This window comes from Bacillus sp. z50 (assembly GCF_058313585.1).
This window is the reverse complement of sequence record NZ_JBZFQL010000007.1, coordinates 54,053-81,044: the sequence shown is the minus strand read 5'-3', so window position 1 is coordinate 81,044 and position 26,992 is coordinate 54,053. Positions and strand designations below refer to the sequence as shown.

Annotated in this window: 20 protein-coding genes, 1 tRNA gene and 1 riboswitch; of the genes, 5 read left to right on the top strand and 16 right to left on the bottom strand. The window is 38.3% G+C overall.

The window, feature by feature from the left end; translation table 11 throughout:
- Nucleotides 1-104 precede the first annotated feature (104 nt).
- Nucleotides 105-4,883: a S8 family peptidase gene (locus AC4G3N_RS17205; protein ID WP_148631172.1), complete on the bottom strand. Its 4,779-nt coding sequence runs from the start codon at nt 4,881-4,883 to the stop codon at nt 105-107.
- Nucleotides 4,884-5,456: 573 nt separating this feature from the next.
- Here AC4G3N_RS17205 and efeO point away from each other — a divergent pair.
- Genes efeO through AC4G3N_RS17190 form a run of 3 tightly spaced genes read left to right on the top strand, consistent with a single transcriptional unit; the run spans nt 5,457 to nt 9,303 of the window.
- A complete protein-coding gene (gene efeO, locus AC4G3N_RS17200; RefSeq protein ID WP_175354246.1) occupies nt 5,457-6,341 on the top strand; it encodes an iron uptake system protein EfeO in 885 nt (294 codons plus the stop codon).
- Nucleotides 6,342-6,368: 27 nt separating this feature from the next.
- Nucleotides 6,369-7,601: an iron uptake transporter deferrochelatase/peroxidase subunit gene (gene efeB / locus AC4G3N_RS17195; RefSeq protein WP_066102869.1), complete on the top strand. Its 1,233-nt coding sequence runs from the start codon at nt 6,369-6,371 to the stop codon at nt 7,599-7,601.
- A complete protein-coding gene (locus AC4G3N_RS17190) occupies nt 7,576-9,303 on the top strand; it encodes an FTR1 family iron permease (RefSeq protein WP_491090788.1) in 1,728 nt (575 codons plus the stop codon). The genes efeB and AC4G3N_RS17190 overlap by 26 nt, the downstream gene beginning before the upstream one ends.
- An 82-nt stretch (nt 9,304-9,385) precedes the next feature.
- On the opposite strand, the gene yhbH is transcribed toward AC4G3N_RS17190, so the two are convergent.
- The 7 genes from yhbH to queG all read right to left on the bottom strand — a co-directional run bounded on the left by yhbH (nt 9,386) and on the right by queG (nt 17,338).
- Nucleotides 9,386-10,549, bottom strand: coding sequence for a sporulation protein YhbH (yhbH, locus tag AC4G3N_RS17185; RefSeq protein WP_066102758.1), 1,164 nt, complete (start codon nt 10,547-10,549; stop codon nt 9,386-9,388).
- A 521-nt stretch (nt 10,550-11,070) separates the two neighbouring features.
- Nucleotides 11,071-11,265, bottom strand: coding sequence for a hypothetical protein (locus AC4G3N_RS17180; protein WP_066102759.1), 195 nt, complete (start codon nt 11,263-11,265; stop codon nt 11,071-11,073).
- A gap of 310 nt (nt 11,266-11,575) precedes the next feature.
- On the bottom strand, nt 11,576-13,471 hold the full coding sequence (locus tag AC4G3N_RS17175) for a PrkA family serine protein kinase (protein WP_066102762.1): 1,896 nt from the start codon (nt 13,469-13,471) through the stop codon (nt 11,576-11,578).
- A 395-nt stretch (nt 13,472-13,866) separates the two neighbouring features.
- The gene (gene nfsA, locus AC4G3N_RS17170; RefSeq protein ID WP_491090785.1) at nt 13,867-14,604 is read right to left on the bottom strand and encodes an oxygen-insensitive NADPH nitroreductase; all 738 of its coding nucleotides are present in this window, start codon (nt 14,602-14,604) and stop codon (nt 13,867-13,869) included.
- A 107-nt stretch (nt 14,605-14,711) separates the two neighbouring features.
- On the bottom strand, nt 14,712-15,188 hold the full coding sequence (trmL, locus tag AC4G3N_RS17165; RefSeq protein WP_148631178.1) for a tRNA (uridine(34)/cytosine(34)/5-carboxymethylaminomethyluridine(34)-2'-O)-methyltransferase TrmL: 477 nt from the start codon (nt 15,186-15,188) through the stop codon (nt 14,712-14,714).
- Between the two features lie 72 nt (nt 15,189-15,260).
- Complete coding sequence (locus AC4G3N_RS17160; RefSeq protein ID WP_066102773.1) at nt 15,261-16,127, bottom strand: amidase domain-containing protein; 867 nt, start codon at nt 16,125-16,127, stop codon at nt 15,261-15,263.
- 71 nt (nt 16,128-16,198) lie between these two features.
- Nucleotides 16,199-17,338 (bottom strand): tRNA epoxyqueuosine(34) reductase QueG, encoded by a 1,140-nt coding sequence (gene queG, locus AC4G3N_RS17155; RefSeq protein WP_066102774.1) that lies wholly within the window; start codon nt 17,336-17,338, stop codon nt 16,199-16,201.
- 82 nt (nt 17,339-17,420) lie between these two features.
- Here queG and AC4G3N_RS17150 point away from each other — a divergent pair, with 82 nt between their 5' ends.
- The gene (locus AC4G3N_RS17150) at nt 17,421-18,110 is read left to right on the top strand and encodes a B3/B4 domain-containing protein (protein ID WP_491090782.1); all 690 of its coding nucleotides are present in this window, start codon (nt 17,421-17,423) and stop codon (nt 18,108-18,110) included.
- 57 nt (nt 18,111-18,167) lie between these two features.
- On the opposite strand, the gene AC4G3N_RS17145 is transcribed toward AC4G3N_RS17150, so the two are convergent.
- Nucleotides 18,168-18,238, bottom strand: a tRNA-Gly gene (locus AC4G3N_RS17145).
- A gap of 121 nt (nt 18,239-18,359) precedes the next feature.
- Nucleotides 18,360-19,145: a glycosyltransferase family 2 protein gene (locus AC4G3N_RS17140; RefSeq protein ID WP_077247997.1), complete on the bottom strand. Its 786-nt coding sequence runs from the start codon at nt 19,143-19,145 to the stop codon at nt 18,360-18,362.
- Nucleotides 19,146-19,363: 218 nt separating this feature from the next.
- Between AC4G3N_RS17140 and AC4G3N_RS17135 the strand changes: the two genes are divergently transcribed.
- Nucleotides 19,364-19,627 (top strand): hypothetical protein, encoded by a 264-nt coding sequence (locus AC4G3N_RS17135; RefSeq protein WP_066102780.1) that lies wholly within the window; start codon nt 19,364-19,366, stop codon nt 19,625-19,627.
- 492 nt (nt 19,628-20,119) lie between these two features.
- On the opposite strand, the gene AC4G3N_RS17130 is transcribed toward AC4G3N_RS17135, so the two are convergent.
- The 6 genes from AC4G3N_RS17130 to AC4G3N_RS17105 all read right to left on the bottom strand — a co-directional run bounded on the left by AC4G3N_RS17130 (nt 20,120) and on the right by AC4G3N_RS17105 (nt 26,839).
- On the bottom strand, nt 20,120-21,700 hold the full coding sequence (locus AC4G3N_RS17130) for a Na+/H+ antiporter NhaC family protein (RefSeq protein ID WP_490552287.1): 1,581 nt from the start codon (nt 21,698-21,700) through the stop codon (nt 20,120-20,122).
- 146 nt (nt 21,701-21,846) lie between these two features.
- Nucleotides 21,847-22,027, bottom strand: a riboswitch (Lysine riboswitch).
- Nucleotides 22,028-22,270: 243 nt separating this feature from the next.
- Nucleotides 22,271-22,978: an ABC transporter ATP-binding protein gene (locus AC4G3N_RS17125; RefSeq protein WP_066102789.1), complete on the bottom strand. Its 708-nt coding sequence runs from the start codon at nt 22,976-22,978 to the stop codon at nt 22,271-22,273.
- Nucleotides 22,978-23,757 carry an ABC transporter ATP-binding protein gene (locus tag AC4G3N_RS17120; RefSeq protein WP_066102791.1) on the bottom strand — a complete coding sequence of 260 codons (780 nt, stop codon included), beginning with the start codon at nt 23,755-23,757 and terminating at the stop codon, nt 22,978-22,980. The genes AC4G3N_RS17125 and AC4G3N_RS17120 overlap by 1 nt, the downstream gene beginning before the upstream one ends.
- A complete protein-coding gene (locus AC4G3N_RS17115; protein WP_066102793.1) occupies nt 23,732-24,700 on the bottom strand; it encodes a branched-chain amino acid ABC transporter permease in 969 nt (322 codons plus the stop codon). Before AC4G3N_RS17115 ends, AC4G3N_RS17120 begins: the two co-directional genes overlap by 26 nt.
- A 13-nt stretch (nt 24,701-24,713) precedes the next feature.
- Nucleotides 24,714-25,592: a branched-chain amino acid ABC transporter permease gene (locus tag AC4G3N_RS17110; protein WP_066102795.1), complete on the bottom strand. Its 879-nt coding sequence runs from the start codon at nt 25,590-25,592 to the stop codon at nt 24,714-24,716.
- Nucleotides 25,593-25,663: 71 nt separating this feature from the next.
- Nucleotides 25,664-26,839 (bottom strand): ABC transporter substrate-binding protein, encoded by a 1,176-nt coding sequence (locus AC4G3N_RS17105; protein WP_066102797.1) that lies wholly within the window; start codon nt 26,837-26,839, stop codon nt 25,664-25,666.
- Nucleotides 26,840-26,992: the final 153 nt, after the last annotated feature.

Below are 26,992 nucleotides of genomic sequence, written 5' to 3'. Positions count from 1 at the left end.
ATCTCTTTTTTAAAGAAACTTCTCTTTACATGAAATTCAGCCTTTTGTTTCAAACAAAAATGTTAAAACTGACCTAAGATCAATCGCTTCCTTCAATATACTCTTTATGAACGTTTATTATGAAAAGGTTTTTTGTTTGTGCTTATTTTGAATTGTCCACCCTGTTTTACTTTTAGCACGATGCCTTCATCGGTCACAATGTGAGGAACCACTTCAATTCCTTTTCGTCCTTCACGTAAAATGACTATTTTCTCAAGAGGAGCGGAAAGCTCTTCTTTAGGCAGACTAATGAATACATAGTTCGAGAAGTGAATGCTCTTACCATTTGTAGAAGCTCCAAAGATCAGTCGGTTTTTTTTCAATGAAAGACTCATTGTTAAAGTATTTGCATATTTTTCTTTAAACTCACTTGTATCAACCTGAATCTTTACACCGGTATTTGTGACTAATGTTACCTTTCCCACATCCGATGCCTTGATTGTATTCAACTGCTCTTCTGTAAAAGTAAACGAGAAACCATTTTTCTTCTTAGTCATAGTGGCTGTTAAATCTTCACTTGACCAGTTCCCGTTTGGTTTAGTGGTTGGAGGATATTTTTTCTTTGTAACCTTAAATAATCCCTCCTTCTCACTTGATGTTATTGGTCCCATGGGGCTTGCTGCCATCGCTAATTCAGCTCGATATCTGCCTGTATTCAATGATAATGGTAAGTCTTCAACAGATTGATAGAAATCCAGATTGGATTGTTCCACTACTATTTCACCTTTTTTATTATATATACGCAGTAATGGTTTTACACTTTCCGAACTGGCTTCAGTTACACCACTATGAGTTATCTGGTATTTCCCACTGTCTGTTGTCCCCACTTTTTCGACGATTTGCCCATTCGCCAAACGTTCATAAACAATCTCCTGATTTTCCGCGATGCTATAATCAGACGTCTTATTCACAATTACCGAACTAATGGTATTTCCATATTCATCTTGAATGGATGTATCGGCAGATAAAGGTTCACCTTGCTTCAGTTTGTTATCCTTTAAAGCAATGGAAGCCTTGAATTGGCCGCCTACCTTCCAGTTTACCTTTTCATCAGCGCTGAATGTTTGTGTACCTTTATATAAGAAGTAATTCCAGATATAATCAGTTGATTCTGGATCTCCATAACCAAGCTGTACCTGCAAGTCCATTTCCATATCAGCTGGCACATAGAATTTATGGCCAACTCGCAATGTTTTTGTAAATGCCGAGCTATATTGATTGTATGGATACAATATAGCTCCACGAACATCTTTGAAGTCTTCAGTATTTGCATCGATTTTAATTTCCGCTAATTCTTCCGTATTGAAGATAACTTGATTTTCATCGTCAGCTTTGATTTCTACATCGTTTTCTAAGAAATAATAGTTTGATTTTTCACCATCCGCATTTGGCAGGGTAACATAGCTGCCTTCGATGACAAATGAACCTGGCTCTAAGTAAACCGCTTCTTTTTTGTAACTTTGCAAGTTGTTTGCTGTGGGATATACGGTTACGCCATCTACTTCAACAGGCTTTTTAATCATCCAAAGCTTCGAAGAAACATTATCCAGTTTTTCACTGCCATCCATTGCAGAGATGGAGACTTTTTGCATATTGTCAGGGATGGTTATCGGAACAGAAAGTTCCTCAAGATCAGTAAATTGACGGAACAAATACGCAAACTCACCAGTCGATGTTGTGTACCGGATGATTGCAACGTTTCCATTTTCCTCTTGACTCAATTCAAGATTTGAAGGAACGGATAATACCTTCGTTGTAGAATCTGAATTCCGTCCAAATGCCTGTACCCACTGATATTCGCCATGTTCGTCTTTTTCCACTCGATTGATTGTCACGTATGTTGCTTTATTTTGATCTTGATCATCTTTTAATGTTACATTGACACCTGAATCTTGCATGTCGATGGTCATTGCCTTATTCAAACCATTCGGTGCAAGCGGGCTTGAATCCAATGTTAATGAAAGCTCATACTCACCGTTTGTCACTTTTGAACTATTCGGTACCCAGAAGGAATAAAAATAATAACTACGATTAGCTGGGTTTGTAGGGTTTTTCGTATAACTATTTAACATGATTTCGCCATCCGAAACCCTCTTTACTTGATAAACTGGATAAAGGTCACCAAAGTTTATAGCAGCTACGGTATTTTCCTCATCCATAATGACCGTTTCGCCAGTTTCAACATTCTTCTTGTACAATGCGTTTGTTGGGTCTACCGAACCACGGTACATCCCGACTAACATATTTCCGTATTCATCAGAGAATACTTGCTTAGTATAAATCGCACCATCTAACTTATAAGCCGTATATGGACTTGTACGCTCAATATATGTCAATCCGCGTTGTGCATAATACCGTTTTAATGACTCTTGATCCGGTAGGAATTCACTGATTTCAAGCGATCCACCAGCTTTAATGGATGTTTTTCCGCCTTTTTCAACCACAGCGGTTTGGTCATCATTCGTTAAAACATAAATCCAATTTTCACCGCCATCAGGATCTTTGACCTCTGCATCGACAATATAATCATATTCACCAGCTGTTACGAAAAATTTTTGGCCTGTTAATACTTCAGATGTACCAAAAATTTCAGACACATCTTCGTTATCCAAGTAAAGTACTGCATTTACAAGCTTTCCGTCTGAATTATCGATAGCGATTTCACCGGTTTCACGACTATCAAAGACCAATGACGATGTTTTACTCGTAATCGAAGCATCAGAGTTTGTTAAAAAGTACGTGTCTCCATCTTGTTTATAATAAGAGTAAAGACTGTATGCACCTTTATCCAAATACACAACAGGGGACTTTGTTGCATTTTCTTCATTGATTGCTGTATCGGCAGTAATATCCAATCCTTCTTCATCTTTCATCTTAATGAAGTATTGTGCCTCTTCAACGTTTTCACCATTTACACCAAGTGTTCTCAATGATACCGCTTGCGTTTTATCACTGGACAATTCCACTGTGCCGCTGCTGTTTACTTCACGTGAATACATGAACCATGCATTACCCTCTTCGGAATCAAATTTTCCTTGAACGACAACTGTAAGTTTTTTTAAATCTGTACCGACATGACTAGGTACACGAACAACTCCCTCAGAGTCTGTTGCACCGGACCAAAGTGATGAATAAGAATACTCGCCATCCTTCGCTTTCACTTTTTCGTACAACTGAACGGCCGCGCCTTTCGCGACAGTATCATTCGGTGTTTTCACACTGAACATATAACCGGATTGCGCTTCGTTAAGAACCTTTACAGAACGCTCAGCTTGAGTAATCTTATTTCCATTCTCATCATATGTAACAGCTATGATTTTATGTTCACCATCGGCAACCTGCGTTGTATCCCATTCTACAGAAACAGTAGTTGAGTCTGTATCGGAGACAGTGCCGATCAAGTTAGTTTCATCCGTTGTATCGATATAAAACCTTGTACTTACAACGTCTGTTACATTATTTAATTCTGCTTGAATAGCTGTTTTACCAATAACAATTGCATTCGCTTTTGGCAAGGTAAAGGATAAGGGAGAGATCGTTACATCATCAGATAAAGCAGCTAGTGCATCGACTTTTCCATAGCCTGTTTTTTCATCAAATCCTTCCACATTCATATCAACGGCTGTCGTTGTTAAAGCTTCTTCTACTGCCGTTGCAGTGGCTTCTGGATTTTCCAATTTATATAGTGCCGCTACTGCTGCTACATGCGGCGCTGCATAAGAAGTACCGGTACCTGTTTTGTAATAACCATTTTCATCGCCTAAATCCCCTGAAATCGATGTACTCAAAACACTTACACCAGGAGCCACAAGATCCAATGTACTACCATAGTTAGAACCCGCATACACTTGGTCTTTGGCGGCAATGGCACCAACTGAAATAACGTTCGGTAATGCTGCAGGATACGAAACATCTGCATTTCCGCCTCCGTTACCTGAAGCAGCTACAACAACAATTCCCGCTTCATGGGCTTGCTGTATAGCTTTATCGACCGATTCGCTATATTCTCCGCTAAAACTTAAGTTGATGACGTCTACCTTTTTCTCTATTGCATACTGGATTCCTCTCGCAATATTATAAGCATCACCAACACCCGATTTACTCATGACTTTAACCGGTAAAATTTTAACGTTGTTGTTGCCTGCTGCCCCAGCAATCCCCTTCTCATTATTGGAATTTGCTGCAACAATGCCGGAAACAAAGGTTCCATGGCCATTATCGTCCCCTGCGAATGTTTCTTCATATCCATCAACGAAAGTGGCAGCTTCTTCCGACACACGGCCTTCCAAGTCTTCATGAGAGCTTTGGACACCTGTATCCAAGACAGCCACTACTACGTCATCTCTATCTGTGTTCTCTACTGCTTCCCAAGCTTTTGGAGCATTGATTGCTTCTAAGTTCCACTGACTGTCAAAGTATGTATCATTAACTGTACCCTCAATTGAATAAATTGTGTTTTTTTCAACAAATTCCACATTATCCATTTCTTCTAGCTTTTCGATCGAAGTTTCAACATTTTCTTCCGACACTTTATAAAGAGCCATTTCATCCGTAGTCTCTACCACTTCTCCACCCAATTGTTCAACTTTCTCCACGGATTTGGCAGAACTTTTTTCATCTTTATATTTCACGATTATTTGTTCTTCACTAGCTTTCCCACCATAAGATACATTCGTTGCTGTATTCCCCTCTGATTCTATCAATTGGCCATTGTTGGCAGTGCCGATAGCAGGCACCTCAACTTGGGTCTTTTGCACTGTTTTAGCTGAAACTGTCCCAAGCGGCATAGCAAATGTGAACGCCACTGTAGCTGCTGTTAATCCTTTGAATAACTTTTTCCCCATCTTTAAACTCCTCTTTTCGTGTAAATAGATCTTAAGTCACAAAATTTTAAGTATTTTCAGAAAATTTTTCTTGAAACTAGATATCTTCCTCCTTTTACTTCTTCGATCTTACTCCCTAAAATTCCTAATCAACCTGATGACATGTACATCACTCAATACATAAATAACCATATATCAGTCATTTGCGGTTTAAATATTAGCAATACTGAGAATCATTGTCAATGATAATGATTCTCAGTTCGATAATTTTCTAATATATTTTTTAATGACGTTTGTCGAAAATATTTTTATGACATGTATAAAGTCCTATTTTTAAACTTTGAATTGACAATTGATAATGATTATCAATATCATATAGTTTGTATACTAGCAGATAATGACAATCATCCTTATTCTCCTACTTATCTATCACATTTAATTTTTGAATAGATAAAAAAGTATTATTAATAACTCGGTCTAATCAATCTAATATGTATATCAATTATTCATTACTTCAAAAATTGGCTGGGTAGGACACTAAGAAGGATTTTATTATCTCTACAATAACAATTTCTAGAGAGAAGGTTACAAATTATGAAATTTAAGTCTATAAAATTCAATATGATGTCAGCAGCTGTTTTATCAGCCTCCCTACTATTAGCTGGATGCGGTACAGAAGAAGAAACAGCTTCCACTGCAACACCGGCAGACCAAACAACATCGACTAAAACAACTGTTGCCGACTTGAAAACCGAAACGGATACTTATAAAACATTCGCTTTGGAACAAATGGATTCTTTTCTAGTCGAAACTGAAAAATTTGTTACTACGTTCCTGGATGGAGATATCGAAACCGCGAAAGCATTATATCCTGAAGCGCGCATGTTTTTTGAACGCTCTGAGCCAATCGCGGAAAGCTTCGGTGACTTAGATCCACGCATTGATGGCCGTCTGGCTGATATCCAGGAAGAAGGCAAAGGCGAAGAAGAATGGACTGGCTACCATAAACTTGAGTATGCATTATGGATTGAAAACACAACTAAGGGTTATGAAGAAGTCGCGAATCAATTATTAGCTGATACAAAGGAATTGCATGCATTAGTACAAACAGTCGAAGTAGAACCGGATTTAATGATTACTGGTGCTGTTGATTTATTGAACGAAGTATCCACTTCAAAAATTACAGGTGAAGAAGAAATTTACTCACATACAGACCTTTATGACTTTAAAGCAAATATTGAAGGGGCAGAAAAAATCTTCGAGATTTTACATGATAAAATCGAAGCAAAAGATGAAGCCTTGGTCACTACACTAGAAGAGAAATTCGCTAAGCTCGATGAATTATTATCAAAATATGAAACAGCTGATGGCGGCTATGTATCATACAATGAATTGACGAAAAAAGATACAAATGCATTAGCCACAGCCGTCAATCAACTAGGTGAACCATTGAGCCAAATGGGGATCATTTTAGAATAAGGGTGAGTATCGTTGTCTACTAACAAAATGACAAGACGCGAGATGTTGAAATTAACTAGCATCGGAGCAACAGGAATGGTTATCGGTGCAAGCGGATTGGGTTCCACGATGAATGCTTTAGGCTATGAGTTGCAACCTTCCTTGGATGATAACCAGTCTGTAAAAAACAAAATTGCATTTTATGGACGCCATCAATCCGGTATCACAAGCCCTTTACAAGGCCATATATACTTTGCCGCATTGGACGTTTTAGTAGAATCAAAAGAGGAATTGCGCCAATTATTTAAATTGTGGACATCTCTTACTGTTCGGTTAATGAATGGTGAACAAATCGTCGAACCTTCCACTAACGGTCACATCCCTCCCACTGATACTGGTGAAGCCATGGGAATCGATGCTTCTAACTTAACTATAACGTTTGGGGTTGGTCCTTCTCTATTCGATAATAAAAATCTTAACATTCAGCATTTAAGGCCGAAAGAATTGATGGATTTGCCGCATTTCCCAAAAGATCAATTAGATGAAGCATACAATGGCGGAGATATTTGCATACAAGCATGTGCCAATGATCCTCAAATAGCATTTCACGCCGTACGGAATTTGGTTCGTGCGGCAAACGGGAAGGTCAGAAGCAAATGGTCTCAATCTGGTTTTAATGCCATTCCACGCGATGGAAGTACACCGCGCAACTTATTTGCATTTAAAGATGGTACGGTTAATCCTGCCAAAAACAGTGAATATAATGATTCTGTATGGATTCAATCCGGTGAATCGAAAAGTTGGCTGGTAAATGGAACATATTTGGTTTATCGTCGCATTCAAATGCATTTGGAAACATGGGATCGGACCAGCTTACATCAGCAGGAGGCAACATTTGGCCGCTATCGTGAAAGCGGAGCGGCATTCGGTAAGAAAGATGAATTTGACGATTTTAATGAATTAGAGAAAGATGCAAATGGCAACTACATTGTTCCGGAAACATCCCATGTCCATCTTGCACGATTAGCAAAGCAAAAGATTCTCCGCCGTTCTTTTTCTTATTCTTCAGGCATTATGTCAAACACCGGGGCTTATGATGCTGGCTTACTGTTTATCTCGTTCCAAAAACATCCGCAACAATTTATCGACATTCAAAATAGTTTAGGCCGTAACGATAAATTAAATGAATATATTACACATCGAGGCAGCGCCATTTTTGCCTGCTTCCCTGGTGTTGAAAAAGGGAGTTATTTAGGTGAAGCGCTTTTTACAAATTTGTAGTTTTCTAGTTTGTATGCTTGTAGCTTTGCCAGCTTTAGCTGCAACATCCTACAGCTCTTTTTACATATCAATTAGTGATGCATTAATTAATGCAAAGCAAGGAAATGACGAACAAACCCAAAAAGCTATAGATAAGTTTGCAGAAAATTGGGCATCGGTGACTTCCGAACAGAAGGAAGCAAAAAGAGCTGTTGATGATGCACTAAACGCGGTACTTGAATCTTCAACACAAGAAGAACGGGTTAAGACAATCATGCAGCTATCAACAACTCTTTCTCAATTAGAAAAACTTGAAAATCCAGTTGATGAGGAAGCAGAACGGAAAGAGTTTGAAACGAAGTATACACCTTTTATGAGGCAATTTGAAGAAGCATTAGCCACGGACGACTATGAAAAGATTCTACCAGCATACAATGTTCTTAATGGCAAATGGAATCAATATGAACAGCCTGTACGTGCTCAAAGTGTAGGTATGTATGGACAAATTGAAACACAGTTAGCTTTTATTCGCATCACATTGGCAAGCGAAGACCCAGACTTACCCCTTGTAGCAAGTCAATATGCAGCGTTTAAAGCGTCCATTGAACAATTTTTGGCAGGTGAAGATATTGCTGTTGAAGAAGGAAGTTACTCACTCCAAACGTTAATTAATCATATTGATGATGCCTTGCAGGCAATTGATATGGAAAAGTTTGACGAGGCCAGTGATGCTTTGACAGAATTCATTATTGTTTGGCCGAACATTGAAATGGAGGTTTCTACCCGCAACAGTTCCTTATATACAAACTTGGAAAGTGATTTACCAATTCTGGTCAGTGAATTAACGAAGGATACTATAGATACAGATTCGATCACTAACCAATTATCTAATTTCAAAACAGAAATCCAATTATTGCAGGAAGATAGCGATTATACTTTTTTGGATTCTGCATTGATCTTATTACGTGAAGGTTTGGAAGCACTCCTTATTATTATGGTACTCGTATCATTCCTGAAGAAATCGAATCAGGAGCACATGGCTCGATGGATTTATATGGGTGCTCTTTTAGGGGTCCTTGTATCTGCAGTAGCCGCTGTGGCATTATCGTTCATCTTTAATTCATTGACCGTTAATACAAGCCGCGAAATCTTGGAGGGCTATGTCGGATTAATTGCTGCTGCCATGATGATTGGGGTCGGGGGATGGCTTCATAACAAATCTAATGTTGCATCCTGGAACTCTTATTTATCGAAGCAAATGGGACAGGCCATCTCAAAACAATCTGTGTTTGCCATGGCTACTGTATCGTTTTTATCTGTTTTCCGTGAAGGAGCGGAAACTATTATTTTTTACGTGGGTATTGCCCCCAACATGCCGATGTTTGATTTTACCCTCGGTATTATCATTGCATTAGCCATTCTGGCTCTTGTTGCCTTTATATTTTTCAAAATGAGTGTACGAATCCAAGTGCATAAATTTTTCTTTGTAGCCACCATTTTCATCTATGTATTGGCATTTAAAATCATCGGTTCAAGCATTCATACATTACAGCTCACCAATATATTGCCGACGACCGTCATTCACCAATTACCCGTGTTCAATCAAATTGGTTTTTATCCAACAGTTGAAACCATGGCCGGTCAACTCATTTTGATCCTTATTTATGTGACAATAGCAATTTATAATAAAACAAAAAATAGTAATACCAAGAAGTCCAGTTAAATCAGAAGACGCTAGAGGATAAATACCCTAGCGTCTTTATACTAAGCAATTTAATTATTTACTCCTTAAAGAGAAACATACTTTAATGAATCATACTTTCTGGTTTAAAGAATGACTGCAAAGCATGAAAGACATCTGCCTTTTGCTTCAATATATAGTGTTGAAACTTTTCATCTTTAATATTTTTATATGCGGACATTAATGTGGAATTACGATTGTATTGATTAACTTCACCATACCCAAACATATTAGATACTTCCATCAATTCTTCCACAAGTTTTATGCAACGAGGATTATCTGAAGTTAAGTTATCACCATCCGAAAAATGAAAAGGATAAATATTATAGCGTTCCATCGGATACTTTTGTTCAATTATTTCTAATGCTTTCCGATAGGCTGATGAACAAATCGTCCCACCGCTTTCACCTTTAGAAAAGAAATCCTCTTCGTCTACCACCTTTGCTTCTGTATGATGAGCAATAAATTCGATGTCAACTGTTTCATATTTCGTTCTCAAGAAACGTGTCATCCAAAAGAAAAAGCTACGTGCCATATATTTTTCCCAAAGCCCCATACTTCCAGAAGTATCCATCATAGCCAAAACGACTGCTTTAGATTCTGGCTTCACAACTGAATTCCATGTTTTAAACTTAAGATCATCTTGATAAATAGGTGTAAATCCAGGATTGCCACCCAGTGCATTTCTTTTAAATGCACTAATCATCGTTCGCTTCTTATCCACATTTCCCATTAAACCTGTTTTACGAATATCATTGAATTCGTAATGCTCAATGGTATGATCTCCCTGTTCCTTTTCTTTTAAGTTCGGTAATTCCAATTTTGCAAATAAGGCTTCCTCTATTTCCAATAAAGAAACTTCAGACTCAACATAATCCTCTCCTGCCTGATCTCCAGCTTCTCCTCCTTTTCCTGGCGCCTTTTGTCCACTTCCATCTCTTGCTACTACATCTCCAACCTGGGAATCTCCATCTCCCTGACCAACATGCTTGTTTTTATCATAATTATAACGAATCTTATATTCATCAAGAGAGCGTATCGGGATTTTTACAACATTCTTTCCATTGGACATAATAATGCTTTCCTCTGTTATTAGATCAGGTAGATTATTACGTATCGCTTCCTGTACTTTCTCCTGATGTCTTTGCTGATCATCAAAACCTTTTCGATGGAGGGCCCAATCTTCCTTTGAAATGGCGAACTGATGGCTATTGTTCTTATCCGACATCGTTTTTCCCCCTCCTATAACACATTTATCATAATACTCTAGATGTTAAATAGTCTTTTTTAGAATTTAATGTTTGATTACTCTATCCTATGCGTAAACTACAATTTATTGCCAAAATATTCTTAAAATAAGACAAAGTTTTGCTTATCCCCTTGTCATTTGGAATTATAGAATCTATAACCATCCTTATTACTGAGAATAGTTTAGTAAGTATTAACAAATGTAATATAGATTATGAGATTAAGGTTCAGATAAAGCCATTGAGAGTTATTAAAAGGGAAATTACTATCCTGAATATTATGGAGAAGTGCTAAATATGGAAGCTGAACGCAAAGAGTAATTTATCTTAAAAATTGACCAAGTATCCAGATTCCCTTCACCTCTATGTACCGAACCAACGATTTGGTGTTAGGCTATATATCTAATCAAAAGAAAAAAACGCTTAGTAATCTCCCCTACTGTCAAACAGAATATACAATGGGAGATGCCATTTACCAAGCGTTTTGTAAAACTACTACTATTTATTTATTTTCTGCCTCTTCTTCCTCATGTTGAACAGGATCAGGCTGCTTATTATATTCTTTGGATAATTCTTTATTTGTCCTTAGGTGCTCCATCTGTTTTCCAAGGTTTTTCATTTCTTCAAGATCCGGTGCCATCGAGCCATTTTCAGCAAGACTTTCAGCGATTGTATCTGCCTTTTCGTCTTTTTTCATCACTATCACCTCATAAGACCTATTCCCATCCTATCAACCTAATAAACATTTTTTCCCATTTTAAAGCCATAGAGAATACTTAGACTGAGCCTTCGTTCAGCCGTTTTAACTTTGTATCCGGCCAATCCTAGCCTTTATGCAGCCGATTCACGTCATAATCCAGCCAAACTAGTCTTTTATCCAGCCGATACCCTCGATATTTCAGCTAACCTAAGATAGGTGCCCTCATTAATCTTCAGAAAGCAACCTAAAAAGAACTATCCACAAGTCGAATACCTCGACATGTAAGATAGCTCTCCTTCGTCAATACTTATCTGTTCAACAAGCTGCCTACATAACGCAGAAGCTCATTTGCCGAGGTAGAATTATATCCATGTTCATCTATTAATCTGGCAACTACCTCGTTTACTTTCTTCAATTGACTTTCATCTGGAGTTTTAGAGGAGGTTGTAATTTTAACGACATCCTTCAAGTCAGCGAACAGTTTCTTCTGTATTGCTTCCCGTAAACGGTCATGAGAATTATAATCGAACCGCTTTCCTTTACGGGCATATGCAGAAATTCGAATTAAAATTTCTTCCCTAAACGCTTTCTTAGCATTCTCAGAAATTCCAATTTGCTCTTCAATAGATCGCATTAATTTTTCATCAGGATTGATTTCCTCACCTGTTAGGACATCACGAAGTTTTGACTTATTGCAGAATGCCTCCACATTATCCAAATAATTATTCATCAAGGTTTTGGCTGATTCCTCATAGGAATAAACGAATGCCTTCTGTACTTCCTTCTTCGCGATATCATCATATTCTTTTCGTGCAAGTGAGATATAATTCATATACCGTTCTTTCAACTCGGCTGTAATTGAAGCATGCTGATCCAATCCTTCTTTTAGGGAACGCAATACATCCAGTGCATTAATGGAAGGTGTTTCTTTTCTAATAATAGTTGAAGATATTCGGTTAATGACATAACGCGGATCGATGCCGCCCATCCCTTCATCCGAATGTTCCTTCTTCAATTCTTCTACATCTGCAGAATTAAAGCCTTCCACGTTTTCTCCATCATATAGCCTCATTTTCTTAACAAGATCAATATCGCCTTTTTTTGGATCTTTTAATCTGCTAAGAGTAGTAAACATGGCTGCAACCCTTAAAGTATGCGGAGCAATATGAACATTCGATACATCACTGTCATGAATCATTTTTTCATAGATTTTTTCTTCCTCGGATACTTTCAGGTTATAAGGGACTGGCATTACGATAATCCTAGAATGCAGGGCTTCATTCTTTTTATTGGAAATAAAGGAGCGATATTCCGTTTCATTCGTGTGCGCTATAATTAATTCATCGGCACTAATCAACGCAAATCGGCCAGCTTTAAAATTACCCTCCTGAGTCAAAGAAAGCAGGTGCCACAGGAATTTTTCATCACACTTCAGCATCTCCTGGAATTCCATCATCCCGCGGTTCGCTTTGTTTAATTCACCATCAAATCGATAGGCGCGCGGATCGGACTCAGACCCATACGTAGCAATCGTAGAAAAGTCGATGCTTCCAGTTAAATCTGCAATGTCCTGTGATTTCGGATCAGATGGACTAAATGTCCCTACTCCAATCCGCTTATCTTCTGAGAGGAATATCCTTTCTACCAGCATATCTTCAATACGGCCACCATATTCCTGTTCCAACCTCATCAAATTTAGAGGTGAAAGATTACCTTCAATCCTGATTCCATACTCCTCAAAGAAATCATTACGTAAATGTGCCGGTATTAAATGCAATGGATCTTCATGCATCGGGCAACCCTTTATCGCATAAATCGCTCCCCGATCCGTCCGTGAATATCGTTCTAATCCGCGTTTCAAAAGCGTTACTAAGGTCGATTTACCACCACTCACAGGCCCCATTAGTAGCAAAATACGTTTTCGCACATCTAATCGTTTAGCAGCTGGATGAAAATATTCCTCTACAAGGCGCTCAAGTGACTCCTCGAGGCCAAATAATTCATCTTTAAAAAAGCTGTATTTTTTCTTCCCATCAACAATTTCTACACCTGCATCCTTAATCATGTTGTAAACCCTGGAATGAGCTGATTGAGCTACTAAGGGTGTTTTCTTTAATAATTGCAAATAATCACCGAATGTCCCTTCCCACTTCAGCTTTTCCTCTTCTTCTCTAAATTGTTCTATTTTTTTAATGATATCCATTCAGTATTAATCCTCCCCTAGCTGTGATTCAGCTGCTACTAATACTGTATGCACGTATATAGGCAAACATGTGTAAGCCCCTTAAGAATCCATAATGAATTACCATTTTATAATTTTCTAAAATATTCTTAGTGGAGAAAAAATTAACTTATATGGTATACTTTTTCCAAAGCATTCATACAAGGAGGATCATCCAATGAAACTTGCCATTATTATTGCCGTATCCCTAGCATTCCTCGCAGCCATCTTCACCGGCGGCTACAATGATAAAACTAACTAAAAAGCTGAAACGACTGCATTAAGGAACAAAGACTAAAATAATCATGTCCCATAGCAACAAAACACAAAATACCCTTCACTTTGAGATAAAAGTGAGGGGTATTTTGTGTTTTTATTTATTTGAGCGCAAAGTGTTTAGATTTAACAAAATCCATCATAAATTCACGTTGTTTACTAGTTAACATACCAACGACTTGCTCTGTCCATCTATCTTTTCTCAATCCGTTTGTACGCTCATTATAGTAAGCAGAGATAATTTCGTTGTATTCTTCGAGTTCTGCTTGCTTGTCCTCGTATTCATTCTCATGAAAGACTGCTTTCAGCGGTAAGCGCGGTTTAAGATCAGATTCATGATCTGGATAGCCAATAGCCATTCCAAAGAGTGGAATAACACGATCAGGCAATTTTAAAAGCTCAGATACCTTTTCGATATTGTTCCGTATACCACCGATGTAACAAATACCAAGATCCATAGACTCAGCTGCAATAGCAGCATTTTGTGCAGCCAAGGCTGTATCAATTAACGCAATCATGAATGTTTCCATGCTTTCCAGATTGTGATCCATATTCATACCTTCCATATCAGCAGCCATCTTATGGCGATGATAATCGGCGCAAAACATTAGAAAATATCCATTGTGTTCAACATACGATTGTCCACCTGCCAGCTCCGCTAATTGTCTCTTCTTACTTTGATCACTGACCCCAATGATTGAATAAGCTTGAACAAAACTCGATGTGGATGCAGACTGGGCTGCACTTATAATTGTTTCAACCTGCTCCCTTGAGAGAGATTTTTCTTTAAATTTACGAATCGATCGGTGATTATTTAATAGGTTAATCGTTTCATTCACTGGACTCAGCTCCTTTATAACGTAGTACAAATATAACAAATTATAGAAGTGTTATCTAAAATTTTGTTTAACTCTTTATAAAACAAAAACTTCTCTAGAAAGAGAAGTTATGTCAAATGAATATAATTTTGTTGGCGTAAAGCTTCATAGATAACAATTGCTGCTGTATTCGATAAATTAAGCGAACGAACATGAGTATCATTCATAGGTAAACGCAATCCTCTTTCAGGATGTTCCTCTAATAAATGCTTTGGCAGACCTGTCGTTTCTCGGCCGAAGATAAAGTAGTAATCTTTATTGGTATCTTCATATGAGATATCACTATGATAATTCTTCGCAAATTTTGTGATATAAAAGAACTCTCCACCACTGTTCTTTTCAAAAAATTCTTCAATTGAAGCATAATAAATAATAGTTACATGCTCCCAATAATCAAGGCCGGCACGCTTTAAAGCTTTATCGTCAGTGGAAAAGCCCAAAGGACGGATTAAATGCAGGGTTGTATCTGTAGCTGCACATGTACGGGCAATATTCCCCGTATTTGCCGGGATTAATGGTTGGTATAAAACAATATGTAAAGACACTTTTCCTCACCTCTGGTTAGTATAAGCAGCCTTCATTATAACACTATTTCTCTTTTTCCAAAAATGGAAGACCTAATTCGTTATTATATGAAAATATTTATATTGGATATTAGGCGTATAGGCAGTAGAATCTTCATAATTCCAGTATCTCATACGGCTGTTCGTTGTATGAGCATTCACCAAAGGGTAGCCATATTCATCCTTTCCGGTCACAATCGTATTATGATTAAACCTGCCATCCCCTTCAAAATCATAACAAATAATATCTCCAATCATTAATTGGGAAGGATTCTTTACTTCCTTCGTCCAAGAAGCTGCCTTTAACATGAGCATAAAAGCATGTGCCACTGTCCAACTAAAGCTCCAATTGCTTTTTCCTTCTATCCACCACCCCTTTGAACGATTAGGTTTACCCCACATCGGTATACCACCGGCATATAAACATTGAGATATAAAATTCGTACAATCATCGGTGAATTGTGGATAGGTGGGATTAAAGGAATTCCACCATCTCTCGGCGTATTGAACCGCCTTTAACCGATTATAGGCAATCTTGGCACGCGAGGAAGTAAGATCTAAACTCCTCAGGAGGTCTTGTTCCATTATTTGAGGCTTAACATTTAATTTCTGATCTATCAAGAGTTTAGTTTCTTTAAAGGAAGCTTTACGAAGCTCCACATGTTCTTCCATGTAAAATTGTGTCCCTTGCTTCATTACAAGCTTCCAATGAGTCTCATATATAGCATCGACGACATCTTCCCGCTCCTTGATTTTTTTCACATGCCCTTTTGCCATGACCTTCACTATTTCTCCATTGCGTTTACGCATGCCTTCCTGCTTCTTCAATAAGGTTTCCATATTATCTGTCTTATTTGAGGATGTATTCTCTTTGAGTTTTTGTATCCTCTCCTCGACCAGTTTTTGCAGTTTCTCTTTCATCCATTCATCCACTCCTTCTCTAAAAAGTATGATGAATGACTAAAATACATACAAAAAACCGGAGTAAAAAGCTACTCCGGTAACATAAGACGTTCTAAGGCATTATTTATTTCAGCCACTACCATCTGATCGGTCTCTTCTTTTAAACAATCCTTTAATACAGCCATTGCTTCCTCGGTACCTATTTTTCCAAGCGCCCATGCTGCTGTACCTCTGATAACAGGCCTAGGATCCTTTTGCAGCAATTCTTTAATTGAAGCAACACTTTCTGAATCCTTAAAATGTGCCAATGCGATAATCGCATTTCTTTGAATGGGCATCTTCCCACGCCAAGAACCTGAAACACTGCCAAACTTCTCTTTAAACTGGCGGTTGCTCAAGCTTAAAAGGGAGACCAGCTGAGGTTTTGCCAACTCAGGATCAGACTCACATTCAGGGTGATTATGAAAATCTATACGGCGATTATAAGGACATGATGTCTGACAGGAATCACATCCATATACTCTGTTACCCATTTTATCTCTGAATTCATAAGGAATCATATCCTTCGTTTGAGTCAGAAAGGATATACATCTCTTTGCATTAATCTGTCCTCCTTGAACCAACGCACCGGTAGGACAGGCATCCAAACATTTTGTACATGTTCCGCACAAATCCTCCATTGGAGTATCCGGAGGAAATGGAATGCTTGTAATCATTTCGCCAAGGTACATATATGAACCAAATTCTTCGTTTAAAATCGAACAATTTTTGCCGCTCCAGCCTATACCAGCCCGCTCTGCTACGGCCCGATCAACCAGCTCACCTGTATCTACCATAGAGGATAAATAAGAATTCGGCATGCGCTCTAAAATAAAAGCTTCAAGCTTCTTCAGGCGATCTTTCACCACATAGTGATAATCTTGCCCCCAAGAAGAGCGGCTAAAAATGCCACGTCTATCCCCCACCTTACTTTTAGGTGCATCTTTGAGTTTAGATGGATAAGCTACAGCAATAGCTATAATAGATTGTGCTTCTGGCATTAGCCTTCTTGGATTAGTCCTCTTATCTAAATCTGGCTCTTCAAAACCCGATGCAAAATTGAGGTTCTGTTGATCAATCAGTCGTTTCTTTAAAACCTGGAAAGGATCAGCTGATGTAAATCCAATTTGATCAATCCCTATTGTCTTGCTATATTCGATAAGCTCATCTTTGAGTATTTGAAAATCCATCTTAGCCTCTCCTTTCTCTGGAAAATGAATAACTTTTATATGTATGGTAAACTATATCCAATCATTTTGGAGGTGTAAATTTATGCAAATTCATGTAGATCGCCAGATATTCGCAAAGGCCGGCGATGTAAAAATCGGTATTATCCGCTATCAAGGAATTGTTGCTGATGCCATTCCCCCGATGCTAGTAGGACGCCTTCAGCTCTATATTGAACATTTACATACTGAACTAGAGAGTAAATCCTTGAATGCATACGAAGGGATTGTATCATGGAGGAAAGTATTTAAACAAACTGGAAGTGATCCATCTCGTTACCGTCCCTCAGTAGAATCCTTACTTAGACGCGTCAAAAAAGAAGCATACACGCCGTCAGGCAACTCAGCGATTGCTCTCAATAATTTTTTCTCCCTGCAATATACTTGTCCATTAGGAATATATGATTTATCAGCTGTGAAAGGTGATGTAGAATTTCGAATTGGTGTTGCTGAGGATACCTATGAGGGATTAAATGGCCGTGTAAATAAATCGGAGGGTATTATAGGTTCTTTTGATCAAATAGGCCCTTTTGGTAGCCCGTATGTTGATTCTGTACGCACAAGTGTGGATGACCATACTTCAGATGCACTGCATATCATTTATTTTTATCCCGAAATCACCATTGAACAAGCACAGCAAATGATGGGCGCGATATCCAAGATGTTCATTCAAGTCCATGGAGGGGAATCTGCCATCCATCTACTGAGCCAAGAATGCAATACTATCAAAATATAAAAAACGCAATGCTTCGTACTCCTAAGTTACGAAACACTGCGTTGTTAACAATTCAAGAGCGGGTGAAGGGAATCGAACCCTCATCATCAGCTTGGAAGGCTGAGGTTTTACCACTAAACTACACCCGCAAAGAAGATAAATATTATACTAGCAGAAAGTTCACCTGATTTCAACCTTTTTTCGACAAAAATCGCATTTTTTTATTTACTTAAAAAGTGACGCCCTTATTTAGTAGGCGTCACTTTTCCCTTATTCTTTTAAGCTTCGATTTCTTTTCGCCTCGTGTTTTGCATAATTTACAAAACAGAAAGCAGATTCAAAAACACCTAATTTCTCTACTTGGCGATATAACGACCAGATTCTTGATGCCGTTTGGTAATTGTTTTTTTCCAAAACATCATTGCTTTTTCTAAGATAAACATAGACATTTTTTAGTCTCTTCGCTTTAAATCCTCTTTTCAATATAGAAAGCCAAAGGGCGAAGTCTTCAGGAATATCTCGGTTATGTACTAATTGAATTTTCCCAACCTTATATTTATCAATCATGACAGTCGAGCAGCCAATAGCTGTTGTATCTCTTAACAAATCTTGATATGTAAGATGAACCGGCATCTCAATAACAGGTTCATATGCTTGGTTCTCCTCATCAATAAACTGATAATCAGTGTAACTAAATGCCAAGTTATGCGCTTCCATGAATTCAAGCTGCTTTTCCAATTTATTCGGTGCCCATAAATCTTTGCTGTTTAGAAAGGCAATATAATGTCCTTTGGCTGCCTGAATAGCCATGTTTCTGGCTTTGCCCGGACCGACATTTTCCTGCAGGGTAATTAATTTAATTCTGGAATCATCCATTAGATACTCTTTTATCATATCCTTGCTATTGTCAGTCGAAGCATCATCAACAATAATTAATTCCCAGTTTTCATAGGTTTGTTTTTTAACTGATTCTATGGTTTGACGAATAAAAACCTTTGAATTATAGCTTGGCATGATAATAGATACCAATGACCTAAATGGAATACTGCTTCTCACGATTCCTCACCCTCCTGATAAAATTTATCCTAAAAGTTATAAAACTCTCCGAATAGTAAATTATTATATAAATATAATAATATTTATCCGTTTTATTCATGTATTAAACACTTCAGATGGGTTTTTCAGACTCTATCCAGACTTTATACATGTCCTATTTACTGAAATAACCAACATGGATTATAATGGAAATACAAGGTGCTTAAGGGTGTGTTTAAATGAAAACTATTATTCAATCATTGGTTGTTTCATTTGTGATTCATATAATCTATATTGGTGGATCCCTAATCGTAGGCTATATAACTATAAAGACTTATAAACCCGATATTAAAGATGAATGGGAAAATGTAAAAATGCTACAAAGTGAAGTGGCTTTTGGAACAGTTGGTTCTCCTTTGTTTTTTCTAATTACCTTCATCGCCGTTGCCTTGATATGCGGAATAATCATTACTACTATTAGGAAATTTGTGCGGATAAAATAAATCAATTCTTTACATGATAGTGAAAGGGGGAAACCCACAATTATCATGGGAGCTTTTTCAATTTTTTATCTTAGCTAATTTTTTACAAAGAAGAGAGTATAAAAATGAACCTTATTAAATATTTAGGTATACAATGTCTACTAATTGGCATGATTATCCTGACTAATTTTTATTTAGACAGTTATATTAGTAAGCCATTTACTTACACGGATTTACTAGCAATAATAATTGGAATTTCTATACTAATCCTTACTTTACATCTTTCTGATAAGTTAAAAAAACGTCTGAAATCTATTTCTTTATTTTATAAAATATCCCTTTCCATATTAGCCATTTTTATTGCAATTATTTATATAGGTCTTATAACAGGAGAAATACAATTTTAACCCTTTTCAACAAAAATTTAAGTAGAGCATTTTATGGTTCAAACATCACATTATTAGTTAAAGAGACAAAAAGAAAAGGATGGCCGGTATCCAGCCATCCTATCTATTAATGAATAATACTGTTTTCTAATTGCTCCTGCTTTTTGGGCTTAGATACCCATACAAAAGATGCCAGCAAGATAACGACCGTGATCAATCCCATCGGCGTACTTCCTGTAAATCCAAGGACAATATACCCTACCATAGCTATACCCGCACTGATTAAAGCATATGGGATTTGCGTCATCACGTGATCAATATGATTCGCACAGGCACCAGTAGAAGAAAGAATGGTTGTATCAGAAATCGGTGAGCAATGGTCACCAAATACCGCACCAGCCAATACAGCCGCCATTGCCGGCAATATCATCGAAATATCTGTTGCTGCCGTGATTTCTCCTGCAATCGGGAGCAGTATACCAAATGATCCCCATGAGGTACCCGTAGCAAATGTCATCAATCCGGCTATTAAAAATAAAAGTAATGGCAGAAAGGATACATTTAAGTTTAAATCCTGTACAAGTCCAGCCAAATACTGGCCCGTTCCAAGCCTGCCGATTAAATCAACGATTGTCCAGGCAAATAATAAAATATAAACCGCTGGCAGCATGGAGCCGATTCCGTGTTTTACTCCTACTGTGAAAACCTTTAAAGAAATTCCATGCAAAATAAAAACTTGTCGTAAAAACATAATAAACGTTACAATAATTCCGATTGTACCACCCAGAACCAATGATTTAGTGACATTAGTATTTTCAAAAATGGTGAGAAGTGTTGCATGTCCAGAAACTGCCTGATAACCTGTCCAAAGCATCGCAGCCACTGTACCTACAATAAGAGTTACAATGGGGATTACCAAATCTCCAACCCTTCCAGTTGTACTTCTCGGTAAATCTTCTTTTAATTCACCTGGAACTGTCTTGGATGGATTATAAAGAATACCTTCTTTTACCGCTCTATCCTCATGTACTTTCATCGAACCAATATTCCAATTTCGATAGATCACAATGAACACCATTGCCAACGCCGCAATCGCATAAAAATTCATTGGAATCATTTGAATGAACGCTGATAAGGAACTGTATTCTGTCACCCCATGAGTGATGAAAATTCCTCCAATCAGTGCAATAATATAAGCCCCCCAACTGGATACTGGCATGATTACACAGATGGGAGCTGAGGTAGAATCAATCAAATAGGCAAGCTTCGCTCTCGGTATTTGATGTCTATCTGTAATCGGACGTGATACTTGACCAACCGCCAGAGCATTAAAATAATCATCAATAAAGATGAGTATTCCAAGCAAGGCAGCTACCAGCTGAGCCCCAACTCTTGTTTTAACATGCTTCATCGCCCATTCACCAAAAGCACGGCTCCCACCGGAAATTGAAATGAAAGCCGTAATGATGCCAAGGATGAGCAAAAATAAAATAATATATATATTGGATACATTGAGTGATCCATCTGATATAAAGATTCCTTTTACTGCTTCCCATATAAGGACACATGTCTCACCAATATTAAAATCAGCAAGCATTAAAGCTGATGCTACAATCCCCACACCAAGTGAAAGCAAAACCTTCCTTGTTATAGCCACCATTAGAATTGCCAATAGTGGGGGAATAAGCGTATAAACTGTCGACTCCATTCCTTTTTTCCTCCTCCAAATAAATAAGGGGAACTCGTCGTGAGTGCTGACCCTTGCGCTCTTACCTTTTATGCAAAAGAAAATAAAGAAGGGCTGCAATAGAGAAATATCTACCGCAGCCCTGTATCAGCTTTTCTTTCTCCATCACGACCTGTAGCTCCTCATTATAAGAACCTCTTATAATGACAGTGTTGCTTTTATTTAAAACAACCCCAGCAAATTCATTTCTGACTAATCAACTTGCTTCGGCAGTTTCCCCTTTCGGCTATGCTCTCTGTTGTCATCCTCACATAGCTTACTCTTGAATCCTGCGCCTCTACCCCATCGGAATGATAAGGTACTATCTAATTGTTATTCTAATATAACAGATTACATTCCTGTTCACAATGTGGAATAGATGTGTATTTTTTTACAATTATCTGATTAATTATTAGGATGAAGCCTGACTCAATTGCTTAACGAGTAACCCGATCGATAACATGTTAGGCTAATTAATCCAATCCTCTCGTTCCTGTAACCCACACAAAACTAAAACTCCCCTGTAAAAGTTTACAGAGGAGTGATTCACCTTTAATGTCCGCCAAGATAGGCCATCTTTACTTTTTCACTTGAGGTTAACTCATCTGCCGAACCCGAGAGGACGATTTTGCCGGTCTCCACTACATAGGCACGGTTGGCAATCGATAGTGCCAAATTAGCATTTTGTTCAACTAAAAGAATAGTTGTTCCCGCATTATTTATTTCTTCAATTATGCGGAAAATTGTTTTAACCAGTAGTGGAGCCAATCCCATGGAAGGTTCATCGAGTAAAAGCAATTTGGGCTTAGCCATTAATGCCCTTCCCATTGCGAGCATTTGTTGTTCTCCACCTGACAATGTTCCTGCCGGCTGTTTAAGACGTTCGTTCATCCTTGGAAAAAGATCAAATACCTTCTCCATATCCTCTTTAATCCCAGCTCGATCCCTACGTAAATAAGCACCAAGCTGTAAATTTTCTTCCACTGTCATATTGGCAAAAACCCGCCGTCCTTCTGGTACATGTGAGATTCCCTGCTTTACAATCACTTGAGCTGCTTTTCCACCTATGGATTTACCCTGATACATGATTTGACCCTGCTTCGGTTTAAGTAAACCTGAAACAGTTTTAAGTAGTGTACTTTTTCCAGCCCCATTTGCACCGATTAAGGTAACAATTTCCCCTTCGTCAATATGAAAAGAGACACCTTTTAATGCCTGAATATTTCCATAGTAAACGTTAATATCTTCAACCTTCAGCATCAGGAAACCTCCTCGCCAAGATAAGCCTCTATAACCTTAGGATTATTGCGGACTTCATCCGGTGTACCGTGTGCGATTAATTGTCCATGATCAAGTACATAAATACGTTCACATACCCCCATCACAAGCTGCATATCATGCTCAATCAAAAGTACAGTTAAATCAAATTTTTCACGTATTAAGCTGATTAACTCCATCAGCTGACTTGTTTCCTTCGGATTCATACCCGCTGCCGGTTCATCCAGCAGCAGTAACCGCGGACCCGTTGCTAGGGCTCTGGCTATTTCAAGTCTGCGTTGCATTCCATATGGAAGATTCTTGGCCTTTTCATCACGATAAGAATCCAGATTAAATATTTTCAGGAAATCTACAGCCTTTTGGTCCATTTCCAATTCTCCCGAAAAATGATTAGGCATTCGTATAATTGAACTGAGCATAGAATGTTTAGCCTGTGAATGATAAGCAACTTTGACATTATCTATGACAGATAAATCTCCAAACAAGCGAATATTTTGGAATGTCCTGCTAATTCCCTTTCTTGTAATTTTATAAGGCGGTAATTTGTTAAGCTTATCGTCGTTTAAATGAATGGTTCCTTCTGATGGTACGTACACACCAGTTAAAAGGTTGAAAAAGGTGGTTTTCCCTGCTCCATTCGGTCCTATTAAGCCGCACAGTTCACCGGGATACAGCTCCATAGATACATCTGCTACAGCCTTTAACCCTCCGAAATGAATTCCAATTTGGTCAACCTTAAGCAGTGGTTTGGTGGTTTGCATCCTTCATGCCTCCTTTTGTCTTCCTTTTGAAAAATGAGGTAATTTCTTTTGTACCCATCAATCCCTGCGGTCTGTACAGCATTGTCACAATTAGGATAATACTGTAAAGAATCATCCGCGTATCAGAATAATCTGATAGGAAGGAAGAAATTAATGTAAGGAGAATTGCTGCAATCACAGAACCTGACATACTGCCCAATCCCCCAAGCACGACGAATATTAAAATATCAAACGACCGAAGGAAACCAAAGGTTGACGGATTAATAATATAAAAGTTATGAGCATATAACCCACCGGCAATCCCAGCAAAAAAGGCACCAATGACAAAGGCAGCCACCTTATAATAGGTTGTGTTAATACCCATGGAATCAGCTGCTGTTTCATCTTCCCTCACAGATATACAAGCACGACCGTGAGTAGAATTAGTGAAATTCCGAATGACGATAATGGTCACTAGTAAGCAGGCAAAAACCCAAGGCCAGGTTGTCATTTGCGTGACCATCATCCCTCTTGCCCCACCAACGGAGTCCATATTAAGAAAAACAATACGAACTATTTCTCCAAACCCAAGAGTGGCAATCGCCAAATAATCTCCCTTTAAACGCAAGCTCGGGATCCCGATAAGCATGCCTACCAAGGCCGCTGCAATCCCTCCCATTAATAAGGCAGATAAGAATGAGACCTCTAGCATCATAGACATGACAGCAGAAGCATATGCCCCAATTGCCAGAAAGCCAGCATGTCCAATCGAGAACTGGCCCGTAATTCCAATAATTAGATGCAAACTAACTGCCAGAATAATATTAATTCCAATTGTCACAATAAGATTAGTATTAAAAGCATTTAAATATCCGCCTGAAATAAGAACCTGTACCACGATAAACAAGACGAATGAGAGTAAAATAGAGAGCCAAAAACCTTTAACCTTCTTAAGAATTGCCATCGCCATGTCTCCCTTACACTTTTTCTCTTCTGTTTTTTCCGAACAAGCCCTGCGGCATAAAAATTAATATCAAGATGAGGACAACAAATGCAGCTGCATCCCTCCATAAGGATAAACCGGAGGCACTTACCAACCCCTCTACTACACCAAGCAACAGACCGCCTACCATGGCACCTGGAATAATGCCAATCCCTCCAAGGACCGCGGCGACGAAAGCCTTAAGTCCCGGCATTACTCCCATTAATGGCTCTATTTTTGTATAGTAGGTCCCAAATATAACACCCGCTGCTCCCGCAAGTGCTGATCCGATTGCGAACGTAGCAGAAATTGTATTGTTTACGCTGATTCCCATTAATTTAGCAGCATCTGCATCAAATGAAACTGCACGCATCGCCCGGCCAATTTTAGTTTTATGAACAACAAATTGCAGAACGATCATCAAGAAGAGTGAAACACCCAAAATCATCAGCGATTGACTTTTTATCGTAACACCAAAGATATCTATTGAATCTGCTGGCAGAACATTATTTGGATATGCTTCAGGCTGCGCTCCCCTGATTTGGATCATCCCGTTTTCGATTAATAAGGAAACCCCAATGGCCGTAATGAGTGCCGCAATACGAGTCGCATTACGCAGAGGCTTGTACGCAATCCGTTCAATCAAAACTCCAAAGATAGCACAGGCAACCATGGCAAGAAGCAGTGCGGGAAAAAAAGATAATTCCATAAACGTAATCGCATAAAAGCCGATGAAGGCTCCAACCATAAATACATCGCCATGTGCAAAATTAATCAATTTTACAATTCCATACACCATCGTATAACCGAGCGCTATTAACGCGTAAATACTGCCAAGTGATATCCCATTTACAAGTTGCTGAATAAATTCCATAACCTTAGACTCCCCTCGGTCATTATTTCAAAAATAGGAAGCTTTATCACAAAGCTTCCTATTCCTCATTCTTATGGATTTACCTTTGTTTCAAAAACTTGCTCACCATTTTCATATTTTAAAATGGCCGCAGATTTAACCGGATTATGATTTTTATCCATCGTTAAATTCCCCGATACAAGCTGTAAATCTTTTGTTTCAGCAAGTGCATCTTTAATTTTTTCCGGTGTTGCGTCATCTCCTGCGCGTTTTATCGAATCTGCAATGAAGTAGGCTGTGTCATAACCAAGTGCTGCAAAGGCGTCCGGTGATTTATCTTTATATTTCTTTTTAAATGCCGATACAAAATCCTGGATTTTTTTGTCCGGATCTCCAGCAGAATAATGGTTCGTGATAAAGGTATTATTCAGCGCTTCCTTACCGGCAATTTCTAGTAACTTAGGAGAATCCCAACCGTCTCCTCCCATAACTGGAACTTCAATTCCTGACTCACGTGCTTGTTTTAAAATTAATCCAACTTCTTCATAGAATGCTGGAACAAAAACAAAGTCCGGATTTGCTTTTTTGATTCTTGTCAATGTTGATTGGAAATCGGTATCTTTTTGCAGGAATGCTTCTTCTGCTACAATTTGACCGCCTGCTTTTGTAAATGCATCTTTAAATGCTGCAGCTAGCCCCTTGGAATAGTCACTGGAGCTATCAATATAGATAGCAGCTGTTTTTGCATCTAATTCCTGCTGAGCAAAATTCGCTGCAACTGTTCCCTGGAACGGATCAATGAAACACGTTCTAAAAACATATTCATTAACCTTGCCATCCTTCGAAGTAATCGTTTCGTTCGTCCCTGTAGGTGTAATTAATGGAACTTTGTTATCATTGGCAACCTGGACCTGCGCCAATGTATTTGTACTTGTCGCCGCACCAATCATGACATCCACCTTATCCTGGCTGGCAAGCTTGATTGCTCCGGTCGTTGCTTCTGCTGCATCTGACTTGTTATCATATTTTACTATTTTCAGTTTTTTGCCACCGACACCTTCTTTGTTTATTTCTTCAAGTGCCAGATCCATCCCTTCCACAATGGATTGACCATAGGATGCCCCACCGCCAGTTAACTCAAGGTTGGCTCCAATTTTAATCGTATCTCCTTTTTCTCCGCCGCCTGATTTCTCTCCACCGCAGCCGGCCAAAACACCCATACCTAATGATAATGAAAGAATAATACCAGCTAGTTTCTTCTTTTTCATTACACATGCCCCCTATTTTTCTTATAGATAAAGATATGAAACGGTGATTTGATTGAAAGATTAAAATATTCTGAATATAGTTTAACCCCTACTGGAAAATATGTACATATATTTTTTTATTTTAAAATCTGCTAACTGTTATCCTATAAATTC